General features: G+C 45.6%; 17 protein-coding genes and 3 tRNA genes. 1 reads left to right on the plus strand and 19 read right to left on the minus strand.

Features of this window, described 5'->3' with window-relative positions:
* Window positions 1-45 precede the first annotated feature (45 nt).
* The 10 genes from E4T82_RS03480 to parE all read right to left on the minus strand — a co-directional run bounded on the left by E4T82_RS03480 (window position 46) and on the right by parE (window position 9688).
* Window positions 46-1074: a threonine aldolase family protein gene (locus E4T82_RS03480; RefSeq protein WP_135181488.1), complete on the minus strand. Its 1029-nt coding sequence runs from the start codon at window positions 1072-1074 to the stop codon at window positions 46-48.
* Window positions 1075-1139: 65 nt separating this feature from the next.
* Window positions 1140-1211: transfer RNA gene (locus E4T82_RS03485), tRNA-Arg, on the minus strand.
* 34 nt (window positions 1212-1245) lie between these two features.
* Complete coding sequence (rpsA, locus tag E4T82_RS03490) at window positions 1246-2451, minus strand: 30S ribosomal protein S1 (RefSeq protein ID WP_135181489.1); 1206 nt, start codon at window positions 2449-2451, stop codon at window positions 1246-1248.
* Between the two features lie 122 nt (window positions 2452-2573).
* Window positions 2574-2645: transfer RNA gene (locus E4T82_RS03495), tRNA-Gln, on the minus strand.
* A 231-nt stretch (window positions 2646-2876) separates the two neighbouring features.
* Window positions 2877-2957, minus strand: a tRNA-Tyr gene (locus E4T82_RS03500).
* Window positions 2958-3008: 51 nt separating this feature from the next.
* Window positions 3009-3242, minus strand: coding sequence for a DUF2969 domain-containing protein (locus E4T82_RS03505; RefSeq protein ID WP_135181490.1), 234 nt, complete (start codon window positions 3240-3242; stop codon window positions 3009-3011).
* 58 nt (window positions 3243-3300) lie between these two features.
* Window positions 3301-4347 (minus strand): branched-chain amino acid aminotransferase, encoded by a 1047-nt coding sequence (locus tag E4T82_RS03510; protein ID WP_265588295.1) that lies wholly within the window; start codon window positions 4345-4347, stop codon window positions 3301-3303.
* Window positions 4348-4575: 228 nt separating this feature from the next.
* The gene (parC, locus tag E4T82_RS03515; protein ID WP_135181492.1) at window positions 4576-7029 is read right to left on the minus strand and encodes a DNA topoisomerase IV subunit A; all 2454 of its coding nucleotides are present in this window, start codon (window positions 7027-7029) and stop codon (window positions 4576-4578) included.
* Between the two features lie 76 nt (window positions 7030-7105).
* Complete coding sequence (fic, locus tag E4T82_RS03520; protein ID WP_135181493.1) at window positions 7106-7717, minus strand: protein adenylyltransferase Fic; 612 nt, start codon at window positions 7715-7717, stop codon at window positions 7106-7108.
* Between the two features lie 21 nt (window positions 7718-7738).
* The gene (gene parE / locus E4T82_RS03525) at window positions 7739-9688 is read right to left on the minus strand and encodes a DNA topoisomerase IV subunit B (protein WP_135181494.1); all 1950 of its coding nucleotides are present in this window, start codon (window positions 9686-9688) and stop codon (window positions 7739-7741) included.
* 150 nt (window positions 9689-9838) lie between these two features.
* On the opposite strand from parE, the gene plsY reads away from it, so the two are divergent.
* Entirely contained in the window at window positions 9839-10477 is a 639-nt protein-coding gene (gene plsY / locus E4T82_RS03530; RefSeq protein ID WP_135181495.1) for a glycerol-3-phosphate 1-O-acyltransferase PlsY, read from the plus strand.
* 101 nt (window positions 10478-10578) lie between these two features.
* Here the strand turns inward: plsY and E4T82_RS03535 are convergent, their stop codons facing one another.
* From E4T82_RS03535 to E4T82_RS03575, 9 genes are all read right to left on the minus strand, one after another.
* Entirely contained in the window at window positions 10579-11292 is a 714-nt protein-coding gene (locus E4T82_RS03535; RefSeq protein ID WP_135181496.1) for a class I SAM-dependent methyltransferase, read from the minus strand.
* 44 nt (window positions 11293-11336) lie between these two features.
* Window positions 11337-12617: a dihydroorotase gene (locus tag E4T82_RS03540; RefSeq protein WP_135181497.1), complete on the minus strand. Its 1281-nt coding sequence runs from the start codon at window positions 12615-12617 to the stop codon at window positions 11337-11339.
* Between the two features lie 10 nt (window positions 12618-12627).
* Window positions 12628-13092, minus strand: coding sequence for an NUDIX hydrolase (locus E4T82_RS03545; protein WP_135181498.1), 465 nt, complete (start codon window positions 13090-13092; stop codon window positions 12628-12630).
* Window positions 13093-13100: 8 nt separating this feature from the next.
* Window positions 13101-13754 carry a uracil-DNA glycosylase gene (locus E4T82_RS03550; RefSeq protein ID WP_135181499.1) on the minus strand — a complete coding sequence of 218 codons (654 nt, stop codon included), beginning with the start codon at window positions 13752-13754 and terminating at the stop codon, window positions 13101-13103.
* Window positions 13754-14689 (minus strand): glycosyltransferase family 2 protein, encoded by a 936-nt coding sequence (locus tag E4T82_RS03555; RefSeq protein WP_135181500.1) that lies wholly within the window; start codon window positions 14687-14689, stop codon window positions 13754-13756. Before E4T82_RS03555 ends, E4T82_RS03550 begins: the two co-directional genes overlap by 1 nt.
* Entirely contained in the window at window positions 14686-16173 is a 1488-nt protein-coding gene (locus E4T82_RS03560) for a glycosyltransferase family 39 protein (RefSeq protein ID WP_135181501.1), read from the minus strand. The genes E4T82_RS03555 and E4T82_RS03560 overlap by 4 nt, the downstream gene beginning before the upstream one ends.
* Window positions 16174-16275: 102 nt before the next feature.
* Window positions 16276-16905: an orotate phosphoribosyltransferase gene (gene pyrE, locus E4T82_RS03565; RefSeq protein WP_135181502.1), complete on the minus strand. Its 630-nt coding sequence runs from the start codon at window positions 16903-16905 to the stop codon at window positions 16276-16278.
* 42 nt (window positions 16906-16947) lie between these two features.
* Window positions 16948-17643 carry an orotidine-5'-phosphate decarboxylase gene (gene pyrF, locus E4T82_RS03570; protein ID WP_135181503.1) on the minus strand — a complete coding sequence of 232 codons (696 nt, stop codon included), beginning with the start codon at window positions 17641-17643 and terminating at the stop codon, window positions 16948-16950.
* A gap of 175 nt (window positions 17644-17818) precedes the next feature.
* Entirely contained in the window at window positions 17819-18769 is a 951-nt protein-coding gene (locus E4T82_RS03575; protein WP_135181504.1) for a dihydroorotate dehydrogenase, read from the minus strand.

Genomic DNA, 18769 nt, shown 5'->3' on the forward strand with positions numbered 1-18769 from the left:
GAGATAGAAAAAACTCTGTGATGACAGAGCTCTTCGCTATCAATCCTACAAGACCTCAGCCAAGGCATCCATATCTGCTTGACTGGTCGACCAACTGGTTGCGAGGCGGATGATAGTATAGGTTTCATCATACTTTTCCCAAAAGCCATAGCAGACCTCTGCCTTATCCAACTTTTCCAAGTCCTCAGCTGTCACCAGCAAAAATTGCTGGTTAGTAGGAGATTGGAGATAAAAGCGATAGCCTTTTTCTTCCAGCAATGCGATGAGCTGCTCTGCCATTTCAATCGCATGTTTTCCTAACTCTAGGTACAAGTCGTCTGTAAAGAAACGGTCAAACTGGATTCCCGTCAACCGCCCCTTTGCGAGCAGAGCACCGTGCTGTTTCACAATGGAAATAAAATGCTTGGGTTGATTCTGCTTGGTGAAAACGACTGCTTCCCCTATGAGCGCCCCCATTTTGGTTCCGCCGATATAAAAGACATCTGTCAACTCCGCAATGGTTTGTAAATCAAGGTCTGTCGCGCGGGCAGCCAAGGCATAGCCTAGACGCGCCCCGTCTAAGAAAAGCGGAATCTGATAGTCCCTGCATACCCTTGCTAACTCGGATAGTTCCTGCTTGCTATACAGGGTTCCGTATTCTGTTGGATGTGAGATGTAGACCATTCCCGGAAAGACCATATGCTCATGATTGGCATCCGCATAGAAGGTCTCCAAGAACTGTCGGACAGCAGTCGCTTCTAGTTTTCCGTCTTGATGAGGCAAGGTCAACACCTTATGCCCAGAATATTCAATCGCACCTGCCTCATGCACGGCAATATGACCTGTGTCCGCCGCAATGACTCCCTCATAGGAAGCTAGTAGCGCCGCAATCACCACTTGATTTGCCTGAGTACCTCCTGTCAAAAAGGTGACTTCTGCCTGTGGACAAGCGGTCGCTTGGCGAATTTTATCCACTGCACTCTGGCTGTACTCATCTGTACCATAGCCAGACAAGCCTACATCGTTTAGAGCTACTAGAGCCTCTAAGAGCGCAGGATGTGCACCCTTGTTATAGTCGTTTTCAAAATGTAGCATGGTCTCTCCCTTTTCCCTCCATAAGCTAAAAAGCCTTGTCTTCCAAGGCTTTATCTGTTAGACAATCCGTCCTGAGGGAATCGAACCCCCATCTCAAGAACCGGAATCTTACGTGATATCCATTACACTAAGGACGGCAAGAGAAAGACTTGCTGTGAGCAAGTCAGTCAATTACAACTCAATGTCACCGAAAAGGTCAGCCATTGAGAATCCAGTTTGAGTTTCTGGAAGTTCAAAATCACGTTTTTCTTGGCGTTTTGGACGACGTGGACGTGATTCACGTTTTTCAGCTTTTCCTTCACCTTCAGCTTGAGCTGGACGCTCTTCTAAAGCCTTGATAGAAAGAGATACACGCTCATCAGCAGCATTTACTTCAAGAACTTTAACAGTTACATCTTGACCTACTGTTAAGGCATCTTTAGGATTTTCAACACGTTTGTGTGAAATTTGTGAGATGTGAACAAGTCCGTCAATTCCTGGCAATACTTCTACAAACGCACCAAAGTCAGTCAAACGCTTCACTTTACCTTCAATGACATCACCAGCAGCTAGTTTTTGCTCAACGCCATCCCATGGTCCAGGGGTTGTTGCTTTCAATGAAAGGGATACACGACCTTCTTCTTCATCAATCGCAAGCACTTTCACTTCTACTTCTTCACCAACTGTTACGACAGATTTAGGTGATACGTTGCGTTCATGTGCCAATTCAGTCAAGTGAACAAGTCCGTCTACACCACCAAGATCGATGAAAGCACCGAAACTTGTGATACGAGCCACTTTACCTGTTACGTTTTCACCAACCGTCAATTTGCCAAATACTTCTTGACGAGCAGCAGCAGCTACTGCTTCTACAACATCACGACGTGACAAGATGAAACGGTTTTCCGCTGGATCCACTTCTTTGATTTTCGCTTCAAATTCTTGACCAACAAAACGCTCTGTATTGCGAGTAAAACGAGTGTCAATCATAGAAGCTGGAATGAATCCACGCAAACCTTCAAATTCAACTGAAAGTCCACCTTTTACCGCGCGAGTTGCTTTTACCGTCACAACCTCGTCTTCACGTCCAACAAGTTTATCCCATGCTTTGCGTGCTTCTAAACGTTTTTTAGATACAAGATAAGTAACAGTGTCTGTATCTTTACCAACTACTTGGCGAAGTACAAGCAATTCAAGTGTTTCACCAACTTTAACAAGTTCGTTGATGTCAGCTTCACGGTCGTTTGTCAACTCACGAAGAGTTAGGACACCCTCAACACCAGTTCCAGAAATAGCTACATTCGCTTGACCAGCATCAACTGTCAATACTTCTGCAGTTACCACATCACCCGGTGCAACTTCACTTACACTGTTCAACAAATCTTCAAATTCGTTCATTATATAAAAACCTCCGACAATCAAGTCTCTCGACTCAACATAAAATATATTTTATTAAGGCACACGCAAGGACTAACAAAAGAGCATCTTTGACGAATTAGGAGTCGTTCCTAATACCTTGACTGGGGTAGCTGGATTCGAACCAACGCATGAGGGAGTCAAAGTCCCTTGCCTTACCGCTTGGCTATACCCCAAAAATAAATACAAATCATCCAGCTTATCTAAAACTGAACTCGTGCTCAATCCCAGCGAAAGAGATAGGTAGCTGTTCCAGTTTTTAACTGGATACAGGTGTGACAACCGATTTGCGTCTAAAGACACTGCATCACTTCCTATTTTCATACTTACAGGATTGTTAAGGCACTCCTATCTTAATCTAATGGAACAGAACCTGAAATTTCCACAGTCTTTGTCCCTTAGATACATGGAGAGAGAGGGATTCGAACCCCCGAACCCGAAGGAGCGGATTTACAGTCCGCCGCGTTTAGCCTCTTCGCTATCTCTCCTCAACACTAACAGCCCCTATTCTATCATAAAATAGCGACCATTACAAGAGGTTAATGGTGCAAATTGTAATTTTCAATGACATTTGCGACAGCTTTTTCGAGCTTTTTATAAAAACTTTCGGTATTTCCATTTTTTACGACAGCAAAATGCTGTTCAGCCAGTTCTGCAATTTCACCAATGATTTTTTTCCCAATCGTCAGAGTGTAGCCCGGAAATGTCTCTCCGTTAACTTGAACACTACTTTCTGCCAGTTGGATTTCAATTTTTCGATCTTTTTTACTCATAATTAAACCTCACTCTCCCCATTTTACACGAAAAAAATAGAGCTTGCAAGCGCAAACCCTAGTTTTCATCCACTTTTACAATCCAGCCTGTCGGCGCTTCAATATCACCAAATTGGATGCCTGTCAATTCGTCATACAAGCTACGTGTAACCGGTCCAACTTCTGTCTCGCTGTAAAAGACATGGAACTCATCCCCACGCTGGACACCACCGATTGGAGAAATGACAGCTGCGGTCCCACAGGCTCCAGCTTCGACAAAGTCAGGCAGTTCTTCCACAAAGACTTCCCGCTCCACTGCTTTCATCCCCAACCGATGTTCCGCTAGGTAGAGTAAGGAATACTTGGTAATAGAGGGCAGAATAGAGGGACTGAGCGGAGTGACAAATTCATTGTTTTTCGTGATCCCAAAGAAATTGGCAGAGCCGACTTCCTCAATCTTAGTATGGGTTGCTGGGTCCAGATAAATCACATCGGAAAAGCCTTTTTTCTTGGCATATTGACCCGGTAGGAGCGAGGCGGCATAGTTCCCACCAACCTTAGCAGCCCCCGTCCCATGAGGTGCAGCACGGTCATACTTATCTTGGATAAGGAAGTTGGTCGGCGCAAGCCCTCCCTTAAAATAATTCCCAACTGGCATGGCAAAGACTGTAAAGATATATTCTTCCGCCGGCTTGACACCGATAATATCCCCAATTCCAATCAAGAGCGGACGAAGATAAAGGGTTCCTCCTGTCCCATAGGGTGGAATGTAGTCGCTATTTGCCCGCGCCACTGCCTGGCAAGCCTCCACAAACATCTCCGTTGGTACCTGTGGCATCAAGAGGCGATCAGCAGTCCGTTGCAACCGTTCAGCATTCTGATCGGGGCGAAAGAGTTGGATTGCCCCCTCCTTGGTTCGATAAGCTTTCAAGCCCTCAAAAGCTTGCTGCCCATAATGCAGGGCAGGGGAAGATTCAGATAGATGAAGCGTGGCATCTTCTGTCAATCCTCCCTCATTCCATTTTCCATCTGTATAGGTTGCTAGGTAACGATAGGGTAATTTCATATAGGAAAAACCAAGGTTCTCCCAGTCAAGTGATACGTTCATAAACTTCTCCTTTTTCATAATGAGGATACTCTTTGAAAATCAAAACGATGTACCTACTATTGTACTCCTTTTTTCGATATTTTCAAGATCTGTTTTCAATTTTCAGATAATTTAATCTAACTACAGTGGATTGAGAAAGGAATAGGACAAGGCAAGGAGCTACAGATAGATGGTGTTCATCAAAGCGACTTAACGATGTCCTAACCTTTATTCCATTCACCATAAAAATCAGCACAAGGCTGATTTTTATATCATATAGGCATCGCTGACTTCTTCATCTGAAATCGTATCTGAAATAAAGCTCCCATTGCTAGTCCGTTCTGAGAAAGAGAGGGTTACAAGATTGACCTCGTATACCTGACCAGAGGTCGAGATGACTTTCAAGATTTGGCGCTCATCTGCACTTTCTCCTTGGTGGAACAAGTCAAAATCAATTGCCTCCTCCCCTTGTACCATTCCTGCACTAAAGACGCGGTGTGGTTTGGCTTTTAATTCACGTAAGACCTGCAAGCCTCGGTTGGCACGACTGGTTGCTGGAATGTCATCCACTGCTACTTTTTTCAATGCCCCACGCTGGGTCAAGAGGTAAAAGCCCTTGCTGGACACGAGAAAGGCGGCAGCTACCGTATCATCAGCCTTTAAATTAACAGCTTTCACCCCGGCTGCCTTGGCACCAACAACCGGCACCTCTTCACTCGTAAAGCGAAGGGCATAACCATTCTTGGTGATGAGCATGACATCTGCTAGCTGGACAGGGGTTATCAAAACCACCTGATCATCGTCATGTTTCAATTTGGCAAATTTGAGGGATTTGGACTTATAGGTCCGCCAAGGGCTGAACTCCTTGCGCTCAACACGCTTTATTTGCCCCATTTTCGTAGCCACTAGATAGACACCTGCTTCAATACTATCTACCAATTCCGCATAGATGATTTCTTCTCTAACTTCAAAGTTGGAAATGGTCTGGCTAAAGTGCTCCCCAATTTCCTTCCACTTGATGTCTGACAATTCATGGACAGGACGATAAATGACATTTCCTAGATTGGTGAAAATCAAGAGCTGCTGGGTCGTCTTGGCTGCACTGACAAAGACCAGCCGATCGTCATCGCGCTTCCCGATTTCCTCCAGTGTAGAAGCCGCAAAGGAACGAGGACTAGTGCGTTTGATATAGCCTGCCTTGGTAATGCTAACGTAGGTTTCTTCCTCCACTACGAGGCTTGCTGTATCAATTTCAATGGTCTTAGCTGTGTCTTGCAATTCACTGAGGCGGGGATTGCCAAATTTCTTTTTGACCTCACGGAGTTCTTTCTTCATGAGGTTATACATGGTTCGTTCATCTCCGATAATCGCTGCTAAATAGGCAATTTTCTCGCGGAGTTCTGCTTCTTCTTCCTCAAGAACCACCACATCCGTATTGGTCAGGCGGTAGAGTTGCAGGGTCACAATCGCTTCTGCCTGCTCCTCGGTAAACTCATAGCTGATTTGGAGATTTTCCTTGGCATCTGCCTTGTTTTCACTGGCACGAATCAAGGCAATGACCTCATCTAAAATAGAGATGACCCGAATCAAGCCCTCGACAATATGGAGGCGTTTTTCAGCCTTTGCCTTGTCAAAACGACTGCGAGCTAGGATGACCTCTTTGCGGTGGGCAATATAGCTGTTCAAAATCGGTACAATGCCGACCTGACGTGGGGTGAAATGATCAATAGCCACCATGTTGAAATTATAATTCACCTGCAAATCCGTGTATTTAAAGAGGTAATTTAAAATCAAATCCCGATTGGCATCTTTTTTGAGTTCAATGGCAATCCGCAAGCCCGTTCGGTCTGACTCATCACGGACTTCTGCAATCCCTGCCACCTTGTTATTGACCCGCACATCATCAATCTTTTTAACTAGGACAGACTTGTTGATTTCATAAGGAATTTCTGTGACAACAATCTGTTCCTTGCCACCTTTTAGCTGCTCGATTTCCGTCTTAGACCGTACAACCACACGTCCTTTTCCCGTTTCGTAGGCCTTTTTGATTTCATCACGTCCTTGGATAATAGCTCCTGTCGGGAAATCGGGCCCCGGTAAAAATTCCATGAGCTTGTCGACCTTAGCCGTCGGATGATCAATCATGTAGATGACCGCATCAATGACTTCCGAAAGATTGTGGGGCGGAATATCCGTTGCATAACCTGCCGAAATCCCCGTCGCCCCATTGACCAGTAGGTTGGGAAAGGCAGCAGGTAGCACTGTCGGTTCTTTTTCCGTATCGTCAAAGTTCCAAGCAAAGGGAACAGTTTTCTTATCGATATCCTCTAGCAGGAAACCTGCCATTTCAGACAAGCGTGCTTCGGTATACCGCATAGCCGCAGGCGGGTCACCGTCCATAGAACCGTTGTTCCCATGCATCTCCACCAGAATCTCACGATTTTTCCAGTCCTGACTCATGCGAACCATGGCATCGTAAATGGACGAATCCCCATGCGGGTGGAAATTCCCCATGATATTTCCGACAGATTTGGCAGACTTGCGGTAGCCCTTATCATGCGTGTTCCCGTCTTTATTCATCGAATAAAGAATCCGCCGCTGCACAGGTTTCAAACCGTCACGAATGTCGGGCAAGGCCCGCTCCTGAATAATGTATTTGGAATAGCGCCCAAAACGCTCTCCCATAATGTCCTCAAGGGACATGTTTTGAATTGTACTCATAAGATTTAAGATATAAAGCCCTTAGGGCATATTCAATTCCTTTCTTTAATATAAAAGGTATTTATCGTTTGTAGGATTAGCATGATAATTCTTCGGCTTGATAGAGGGTATAGCCTTCATAGTAATAACTATGGTCTATCCCTTTCATATACAGTTCTCGATTGCTCACCTCATCGGTTAAGGCTTGTTTCAAAATATACTTGATTTCTATATCCCGAATAGGGCTTCTTTCCATGGCTAGTAAATAATCTTCCTTACCCACCTTTGACCAATCAATCACCTGTCCCAGTTCAACTTTTAACATCTGGTCTAACCATATCCGCATACTGCGACCATTCCCCTCACGAAAGGGATGCGCAACATTCATCTCCACGTATTTCTCTACAATCTCTTCAAAAGTGGACTGTGGCATCTGATCGATATGAGCTAGTGATGTCTCCAGATACATAACTGGAGCAAACCGAAAACTTCCTTTTGCTAGATTGACCGTCCGTACCTTACCAGCAAAGTCATAGATTTCTTCAAAAAGAAAGCGGTGAATAAAAGCAAGCGTCTCAAAACTCCTCGCTACTTGACCAGACAACAGTTTGTCATCAAATAATTGTTTCGCTCGAATTTTGCTCATTCTTTCTTCTTGTTTGGCTAATGCTAAAGAATCCATTAAACCTAGTTTATTTTCTAAAACCATTATTGCCTCATTTCCTTGAACCTATTTGCTAAACACCGTCGCTTCTTCCAAGGTAAAGCGGACGTTGTCCTCAATCCATTTGCGGCGGGGTTCAACCTTGTCGCCCATAAGGACAGAGACGCGGCGCTCAGCACGGGCCAGGTCCTCAATGGTCACCCGAATGAGGGTGCGTGTTTCAGGATTCATGGTGGTTTCCCAGAGCTGGTCTGCATTCATCTCTCCCAACCCTTTGTAGCGTTGCAGCATAGCTCCCTTGCCAAACTCCCTGCGGAGCTGCTCCAATTCGTTATCTGACCAAGCGTAAGCAATCTTTTCCTGCTTGCCCTTGCCTCGACTCATCTTATAAAGAGGGGGAAGGGCGATATAGACCTTACCAGCCTCTACCAGCGGACGCATATAACGATAGAAGAAAGTTAAAAGAAGGGTCTGAATGTGGGCACCGTCCGTATCCGCATCGGTCATGATGATAATCTTATCATAGTTGACATCTTCTAGGCTAAAGTCCGAACCAACACCCGCACCAATCGTATAAATCATGGTGTTGATTTCTTCATTTTTGAGAATATCAGCCATTTTAGCTTTTGCGGTATTGATGACCTTGCCTCGGAGGGGCAAAATAGCTTGGAATTTGCGGTCCCGTCCTTGCTTGGCAGAGCCGCCCGCTGAATCCCCCTCGACTAGATAAAGCTCATTTTTAGCAGCATTCTTAGACTGGGCAGGGGTTAATTTCCCTGATAGTAGGCCCTTATCTTTCTTGTTTTTCTTGCCATTTCGACTCTCATCGCGCGCCTTGCGTGCCGCTTCCCTCGCATCTCTCGCACGAATCGCCTTGCGAATCAGATTAGAAGCCAACTCACCATTTTCTAGGAGGAAGAAGGTCAATTTATCCGAAACAATGCTATCGACCGCTGGACGGGCAAGAGGACTACCTAGCTTGTCCTTGGTCTGACCTTCAAACTGCAAATGCTCCTCCGGAACGAGGATAGACAAGACGGCGGCTAACCCCTCACGATAGTCTGACCCCTCCAAGTTTTTATCCTTTTCCTTGAGCAGACCTGTCTTTCGAGCATAGTCATTCATGGCCTTGGTAATGGCCACTTTCAGTCCTGTTTCGTGGGTTCCCCCGTCCTTGGTGCGGACATTGTTGACAAAGGAGAGGATGTTGTCTGAGTAACCGTCGTTGTACTGGAGCGCCACTTCTACTTGGAATCCGCCCTCTTCACCGTCAAAATACAAGACGGGAGTCAAGGTCTCCTTATCCTCATTCAGATAGCTAACAAAGTCCTGAACCCCGTTTTCATAATGGAACTGGCTTTCTTCTCCTGTCCGCTCATCCGTCAAGGTCAGGGTTACCTGTTTCAGCAGAAAGGCCGACTCGTTCAAGCGCTCCGCAATGGTATGATACTTGAAATCAGTCGTTGAAAAGATACTACTGTCCGGCATGAAGCGAACCTTGGTCCCTGATTTCGACTTGGGAGCTGTTCCCACTTTTTCAAGACTGGTTACGGGTTTACCGCCATTTTCAAAACGCTGTCGATAAACAGTTCCCTCTCGGGTAATCTCGACTTCCAACCAGCTGGAAAGGGCATTTACAACCGAAGACCCTACCCCGTGCAGACCCCCTGACGTTTTATAGCCACCTTGGCCGAATTTCCCCCCCGCGTGAAGGACAGTGAAAATAACCTCTACCGTAGGAATTCCCATGGCGTGCATGCCGACTGGCATTCCCCGCCCATGGTCGGCAACACTGAGACTGCCGTCTTGATGAACGGTGACATCAATCCTATCCCCGAATCCTGATAAGGCTTCATCGACCGCATTGTCCACGATTTCCCAGACCAAGTGATGAAGTCCTGCCCCGTCGGTGGAGCCAATATACATACCGGGGCGTTTCCGAACGGCATCCAGCCCTTCTAAGACCTGAATAGCGTCGTCATTATAATTATGAATGTTGATTTCCTTTTTTGCCACAAGGAACCTCCTGTGTTGTTCATCCTTACTATCTTACAAGTTTTTAGCTATTTTTGCAAATGGTGACTATTTTCCTGCTGTCACATTTTCCTCCATGATATTTTGGGCGCTTAAATAGGTGCTGGAGCGATTTCATGGTATAATGGGGATATGATGAAAACGATATTACTTTTACTAATTGCTTATTTACTAGGGTCGATCCCGTCTGGCCTGTGGATTGGTCACATTTTCTTCCATAAAAATATCCGTGCATACGGCTCAGGAAATATCGGCACAACCAACACCTTCCGTGTGTTGGGAAAACCAGCCGGCATTGCGGTCTTTGTGCTGGACTTCCTAAAGGGTACCTTGGCGGTGTTGCTTCCGATTTGGCTTCATGCTGAAGGGCTATCACCTGTTGTCTTTGGCTTGATTGCGGTACTGGGGCATACTTTTCCTATCTTTGCCCAATTCAAGGGAGGCAAGGCAGTTGCGACATCAGCTGGCATGCTCATGGGATTTGCACCACTCTTTTGTCTCTATCTGATAGTCGTATTTGCTCTGACACTCTATCTCACCTCCATGGTGTCCCTATCCAGCGTTATCGGGGCAATCCTCGGTATGGTAGGCGCCCTGCTCTTTCCAAGTCTTGGCTTTCTCATTCCTAGCTACGATCTCGTCTTTACTCTGATTATCCTCTTCTTAGGCTCCTTTGTCATTGTGCGGCACAAGGAAAATATCGAGCGGATTCTCAAAAAAGAGGAAAACTTGGTGCCTTGGGGCTTAAATCTGACAAAGCAAAAACCATAACCCCGCTCATTCTTATAACCACGATAACAAACAAGGCTAGGAAAATTCCTAGTCTTGTTTCTATATATAATAAAGCATCAGCGTTTCAAAATCTTGCAACATTAGCCCTTTTTTCTCAACCACAAGTGCTGAAAGGCTGCGATATCTCGATAAGGGGATTGGTCGCACACCGCTACTTCTAACTGCATCATCTCTGCTAACCAGTTTTGCTCAGTTTTGACACAATTTGGCTGCAAGCCATAGAAAGTGCGAATCCCTTGATAATGCTCCAATACAAAATGATCTCTTGTCAGCACTTCATTTATCTCATAGAACTTCGCTTCACCCATGCTATGGCTCTGATAGCGTTCCCCTGCTAACAATCCCATAGTCTTGGGAATATCACACTCAAAAACAACCGTCTGCATAATCCGTCCCACATCATTGTGCTTAACGAGAGAAAGCTGTCCACTAGGCTTAAGCAGCCTACAAAAAGCCTCAAGATATAGAGTTGGATGTTCTACGTATTCCAAAACATTGTGGCACACAATCATATCAAAGGAGGCAGGAGCCAGACTCTCTAAAACCTCTAAACTCCCTTGCCGTTGCTCATAAGGAAAGGCTGTATCTGATACCCGCGCACGAATCAGATCCTCGTTTGGCTCAATCGCTAACACCTGATTTTCTCTTGCTAGAAATTGGGCTACGTGACCAAATCCGCTTCCAAAGTCGAGAATTGTTCTAGCCTTCACCGATTTTAATTGTTCAAATAAAATCTGATAATAAATCTGTCCCCAAGGTTGGGCAATATGTGCTTGATACGCTTCAATGTTCATCAATTCCTCCCTGCATAGTAGGATTTTTAATCGCTCTACCTACATCACTGTTCTTGTTCCATACGATACACAATCTCCCCGTCGCAAATGGTGTAGTGGATTTGCCCCTTTAATTCTTCACCGACAAAAGGAGAATTGCTGGCTTTTGATTGGAAGGTCGGCGTGACGCTTCGGACTTCATCCGGCGCAAAAATCGTGATGTCAGCCGGTCCATTTTCCGCTAGGTAACCTGCGTCAAACTGGTAGAGTTGGGCAGGATTGATCGTCATTTTTTCTAAGAGTTCCATTAAGGTCAAATGCCCCGCTGCTACCAGATAGGTCAAGCCGAGGGAAAGCGAGGTTTCAAGACCTGTCATACCAGAGGGCGCCTGAGTAATATCTGCTACCTCTTTCTCCTCCCGATGATGCGGGGCATGATCCGTTGCGATAATCCCAATAACTCCAGATTTCAAGCCTTCAATGACAGCCAAGCGGTCTGACTCCAAGCGCAAGGGAGGGTTCATCTTGGCATTGCTTCCTTGGGTCAGGAGCAGATTTTCCGTCTTAGAAAAATGTTGCGGCGCGACTTCTGCTGTGACCTGAGCCCCTAATTGCTGAGCAAATTCGACTACTTTGACACTTTCCTCCTTGGACAAATGCTGGATATGAACGTGTGCCTCAGTCGCATAGGCAATCATGACATCACGCGCCATCATGCTATACTCAGCCACCCCTGTTGCTCCACAGACATGAAAATGCTTGCGGGCGATCTCTTCGTTGAGCCCAAGAATGCCATTTAACTCTGGGTCTTCTTCGTGGAGACTAATGAAGGTCCCTAATTTCTTGGCTTCTTCCATAGCTTCTCTTACCACTTTACTGCTGGTTAAGGGAATCCCGTCATCTGAAAAACCAACAGCACCAGCCGCCTGTAACTGTTTAAAATCCGTCAGATGTTGTCCGTCAAAATTCTCCGTAATCGTTGCAACAGAGTGGATATGGACCGCTTCGCGTTCAGCGGATGCCAAGACCTCCTCCAAGATTTCAACCCTTGAAATAGTTGGACTGGTATTGGCCATCATCACCACCCGTGTGAAACCTCCTGCCGCTGCTGACAAGGCTCCTGTGTGAATGTCCTCCTTATGGGTCTGCCCTGGTTCTCTAAAATGCACATGAATATCAATCAGCCCAGGTGCCACCACCATGCCTGTCGCATCGATGACTTGGTCAGCTTGCACTTCAATCTTGTCTGCAATCTGAACGATTTTCTGGCCCTCAACCAAAACATCGCAGATATGATCAAAGCCTGTTTTCGGGTCCATGACCCGACCGTTTTGGATAAGTAACATCTTCTCCTCCTTATTCATAAAAATCCACGTGGCTGTCCACCAGCTCATCATCCTTGTAGCTAAACTTGGCAGAAAAGAAGGGCTTACCTTCTAAGAGCCATGAGATAAAGGTGTGATCCCCCTCCCAAGTGGGCTTTGATAGCACGTCTTCGTAAGGCACCCATTCAAGTGTACCTTCGTCACAATCAATAAGGTCTCCCTCAAACTCTGTTGCTGTAAAGACATAGGTATACCAATCATGATCTGGGGTAAACTCAGGAAAAGTGATAATTCCCCGCAACACTGGTTTTGCCTGTAACCCCGTTTCCTCAAAAATTTCCCGTACCGCACATTCCTGCGGTGTCTCACCTTTTTCGAGCTTGCCACCCACACCAATCCATTTCCCAGCGTGGACATCATGTTCTTTTTTATTACGGTACAAGAGGAGCAATTCTTTTCCATTATCTAAATAACAAATCGTTGCTAATTTTACCATGTTTCCTCCTACAAGAGCCAGTTAATGGGGACTAGCCCCTTGCTTTCTAAGAAGTGATTGGTCCGTGAGAAAGGCCGACTACCGAAAAATCCACGATAGGCTGACAAGGGACTGGGATGCGCCGACTCAATCACTAAGTGGTGAGCATTGGTTATGAAATCTTTTTTCTTTCGGGCATAAGACCCCCAGAGAATAAAGACAACAGGGCTTTCTTTCTGATTGACTACCTTGATAATGGCGTCCGTAAAGGGTTCCCAGATTTGACCTGCATGCCCGTTGGCTTGGCCTGCAGGAACTGTCAGACTGGCATTGAGCAGTAAGACACCTTGTTCTGCCCATGGTGTCAAATCATGCTCCCCTTTTTGTCCCATATCATCTGCTAATTCTTTCAAGATGTTTTGCAGGGACGGCGGTGCTGGTAGGTCATTGGGAACAGAGAAACTCAAGCCCTGTGCCTGCTTGGGTCCATGATAGGGGTCTTGTCCTAAAATGACAACCTTCACATCTTCCAAAGCTGTAGTCTGAATAGCGTTAAAGACCTTTTCTCTCGGAGGATAGACCACACCTTGTCCATACACGTAGTCCAAAAATTGATTGATCTTTCCAAAGTAGCCCTGCGGGAGCTGTTGTTTTATCAAATCATGCCAAGCTGAATGTTCCATTAGTCCACCTTTTTCTTACTTCTTTCTTTCACGAGATAAATCGGACGTTTCTTGGTTTCTAAAAATACCTTTGATATATATTTTCCTAGAATACCAATCGTCATCAACTGCAAGCCCCCTAAAAATAAAATAATACAAATGGTTGAGGGCCAGCCAATCGTTGGATCACCAAATACGAGCGTTTTAAAGACGATGACGCCCATTAGTAAGAGCGAAAAGAGAAAGGTTAAAAAACCTAGATAGGAGGCAATATTCAAGGGAACTTCTGAAAAATTGATAATCCCTTCAATGGAATAGGACAATAATTTCCAGAAAGACCAGCTCGTCTCACCAGCTACACGCTCGACATTTTCATAGGGCAGGTACTCCGTTTCAAAGCCAACCCAAGCAAAAATCCCCTTTGAAAAACGATTGTATTCGGAGACTTCCAAGATACCGTCCACCATGTGGCGACGCATGAGACGAAAATCACGCGCTCCATCGACCACTTCAACCTGACTAATCTTATTCATCACTTTGTAAAAGAGGGTTGCAAAGAAGCTCCGAACGGGAGGCTCCCCGTCTCTGGTTACACGACGCGTTCCCACACAGTCCAAGTCCGCATTGATTTCTAACATGGCCCTCATTTCGATAAGCATTTCAGGCGGATCTTGCAAGTCCACATCCATGACCGTTACTAAATCTCCCTTTGCTTCCTTTAGACCTGCGTAGAGGGCTGCTTCTTTACCGAAATTCCGAGAAAAAGAGAGATACTGAACTGCCTCATCTTGACTGGCTAAGTTTCGTAAAACCTCCAAGGTCCGATCCTTTGAGCCATCGTTGATGAAGAGGTATTCAAAGGTTTCCTCCATCTGCTCACGAATCTCTTCCATTTTTTGATAAAAGAGGGGGATTGCTTCTTCTTCATTGAAGCAAGGGACGATGACTGAAATCATAGTTTCCTTTCCTTTTGGTAAATCGTTACTAAGCCGAGGCTTGATAGGAGCAAGATTTGCGGGAAAAATTGCAGGAGATAGCGAGTCTTTCCGCCCTCAAAAATCATGAGAAATAAGAGACCGCCAAAGATGGCAAGGCTTAAAAAATTCAGCCTATCATCTGCATGATAGCGCCTAACCGCTGCAAATAATCCGACCGCTACAAGCAACCAGACAACCTGCTTAACCACTTGATAATAGTGATAATATTTCCCATCATACTGGATAATCGTTTGACGAACCGCCTCAGCAAATGCATTCTTTTCTGTATAGGTATACAGCGGAGAAACGAGTGGCGTTTTTTCATCCTCAGGCTCTCGGTAAAGCCAGTTAAGCGAGCCATCGTATAAGGTCATGGCCAGCTTGTATTCGATATGCTGGGCAAATGTCAGCGCTGTATAGCTTCTTAGTCTGCGTTTGATTTCCCTGAGTTCATTTTCTGTGGCAAACATGCCATTGTTATACTCCTCTCGCTTGTCAGGATCAACATAGAGCAATAGACCTTCTTTCATATCTTCTTGGTCTGTTCCCGAATAGGTCAAGCCTAGATTGATAAAGGTCGTCAAGCTCTTTGCCAAGGTCTCATCTCGGATAATCGTGACTTCTTGCTGATGATAGATGGAAACCATTAACCCAGCAAATACCAAGCCAAAACTAGCAACAAAGACTGCCATATAGTGGATACATTTCTTCCATTTTCCTTTCAGAAACAAGACCATCGCAAAAGCAATGACAATGATTAGCGCTGTTGGTCGAAAAACTGTTGCAAGCGCAGTGACCAAGCCGAGCAAGCAGAGATGTTGATTGACTTTCTGCTCTTCTTTTAACAAGGCAATCATCAGGTAGAGCTGATCTGCCAAAAAGGGAAGAGCGGTAATATCCGTATAGGTTTGAATCACATAGGGCGAAAATCCTAGCAACAAGAGATAGAGCGTAAATAGGCTATCTGCCACCTGCTGGCTAAAAAAATCACGACCTGTTCGGTAGAGAATATAGGCTGTTCCATTGATGTACATCATTCCTAGAAACTGCAAGACCCAGAGTGCTGAAAAGCCGAACAGATGATAGAGGCTGCGCGCATACAAGAACATGGACAGATTATTGGGATTACGTGTCAGATAGTTGGAAATAGACTCTTTCCCTATCATCTCTAAAGCCCCTGTAATGACCACAGCTGCATCCCGTCTGACTAGTAAGTTGGCTGATACAATCACCACGAGTTGAAAGCCCATCGCTATAAAGACCAGCCCCTTCTTATGCGCCATCGCAAAACGATAGGCCTTTACAAGCGCCTCTTTCTGCTGCACGAGCAACACAAGTACGATGGCTAAGCTATAGAGAAAAAGTCTTGGAAAATGTCCTAATTCCTGGGCAACTACCACTAACCAAAACAGGGTAATCAGCCACATACTTTTTTGAATAAACTTAAAAAATAACTGATACATACAGCCTATTATAGCACGTTCGCCAAAAGATTTCTATTCTTACAAAAAAAGAGGGGAAGCCTCGCTCGCTGCTCGTTCCTCACTCTTTTTCGCAAGACTAGCCTAGTCCTGCCACGTTTCTTGGTTTTCTTTAAACTTTTTCAACAAGGTCAGACCATCTGCATTGATATAGCCTTGCACTTTGGCCACCTTGATGAGTTCACTGTAATTTGACAAGGTCACTAGTTTCACACCAGCCTGTTCAAAGTTGGCAGCTGCCTTTGGTAATTCATAAGTGAAAATCGCTACCACACCAAGGACATCTGCTCCCTCACGCTCTGCTGCTGCCACTGCATCTAGCACAGAGCCACCTGTCGAAATCAAGTCCTCAATCACGACCATCTTTTGCCCCTTGACAATACGACCTTCTACCTGATTCCCAGCCCCATGGTCCTTTGGTTTACTACGGATATAGGCAAAAGGCAACTTCATACGGTCTGCAATAATCGCACCGTGCGGAATCCCCGCCGTCGCGGTTCCTGCAATCACCTCTACTTCTGGGAAAGACTCTTTGATTTTCTCCACAAAGCCGTCTTCAATCAAGGTACGCGTATCTGGATAGGAAAGCGTAATACGGTTGTCTGTATAAATCGGTGATTGAATTCCTGATGCCCATGTGAAGGGCTCTTCTGGCTGAAGATAGACCGCCTTAATATCGAGCAAGTGTGCTGCAATTTCTCTTGATAATGTCATCAGATACTCCTTTTATTCTTCTGTGATAATAGTTGACGAATATTATAGTTGATTCCACTCTTTGTAGATTTCTCTGTAAGCCGCAACAGGGTCTTCTGCCTGCGTAATCGGACGCCCTACAACGATATAGTCACTTCCGATTCGGTAAGCATCTGCTGGACTGACTACCCGCTTTTGATCTCCTGCTACCGCACCCTGCGGACGAATGCCAGGTGTCAAACAGATAAAGTCATCAGAAGTCACTTGTTTGATGGCTATGGCTTCTTGGGCAGAGCAGACAACACCGTCCAAACCCGCTTCATAGGTTTTTTGCGCATAGTGTAACACAGACTCTTTCAGACTACTTTGAATGTTTTGGTAGTCTCGCATTTGCTCTTCCGAGGTAGAAGTCAGCTGGGTCACTGCAATGAGCTTGGCACTATCTCCCAATCCACGTTTAGCTGCTTTCATCATCTCCACACCACCTGCTGCGTGGACATTGGTCATAGTCACTCCAAAGCCTGCCAAGACCCGCATGGCGGACTCCACCGTATTTGGAATATCATGCAGTTTCAAATCTAGGAAAATGCTATGCCCCAAACGCTTGATATAGGCGAGCATTTCAGGACCCACTGCATAGTACAACTCCATCCCCACCTTGACGTATAAGGTTTCATCGCTAGGAAACAGCCCTAAAAAGGCTTTAACCTGCTCAAAATTTGGAAAATCAAGGGCAATGATTGGTCGTTCTTCTCTCATTCAATTGTTCCTTTCTACAAAAATAACCTTGCCTAACTAGACAAGGTTGCACGAAAAGAAGGGTCGATTCCTACTTTTACCATGAACACCTTTCTAGCCTCTCTGGACTGAGTTAAAGGGGTTAATCCAATTTTCATATCCTTATTTTACTCATTTATCTAACGATTGTCAACTGCTACCATGACGATGAGCACAATTCCTGTCGAATGTCCCTACGCAGGTTTTCCAAGGTTGTTATTCCATATTTATCCATAGTTTCTGATAGGTCGTCGATGATCGTCGGACAGGCAAATGGGTCTGTGAAATTAGCTGTACCAACACCAACAGCTGACGCGCCTGCAATCATCATCTCGAGAGCCTTTTCTGCCGAATCAATCCCACCCATACCGATGATTGGCAAGTCGGTTGCCTGCGCTACTTGACGAATCAATTTGAGCGCAACTGGAAAGACCGCAGGACCTGACATGCCACCTGTGCCATTTGCAATAATCGGTTGGCGATTTTTCAAGTTAAATCGCATACCGACCAAGGTATTAATCATGGTCAAGCCACTCGCTCCTGCATCTTCTGCCGCCTTGGCCAGCAGAGTGATGTCTGACACGCTCGGTGTCAATTTCACATAGACAGGCACGCTTGAAGTTTTTACCGCCGCTCGTACGGCCTCATAGGCCAATTCGGGCACCTGACCAGTCAAGAGACCATGATTGCCATGGTCAACATTGGGACAGGAAATATTGAGTTCAATCGCATGGACATTTTTAGCTTGAGAAATTTTCCCTGCCACGTAGGCGTATTCTTCATTTGAAAAGCCAGCGACATTGGCAATAATGGGCAAATCTGGGAAATGCTGCTCCAACCACGGCAATTTATCTGCCAGCACCGCATCCACACCAGGGTTCTGCAAGCCAATGGCATTGAGCATGCCGGACGGTGTTTCTGCCACACGAGGCGTTGGATTACCAAATCGTGGATGCTGGGTCGTCGCCTTAATCATAATCGATCCCAGACGATTCAAATCAAAATAATTCGCGTATTCCTGCCCAAAGCCAAAGCAGCCTGAAGCTGGAATAATGGGATTTTTTAAGTCAAGTCCCGGCAAGGAGACGCTTAGGCGAGCTGCTGTCAT

The sequence above is a fragment of the Streptococcus cuniculi genome (genome assembly GCF_004570575.1).
Lineage (GTDB): Bacteria > Bacillota > Bacilli > Lactobacillales > Streptococcaceae > Streptococcus > Streptococcus cuniculi_A.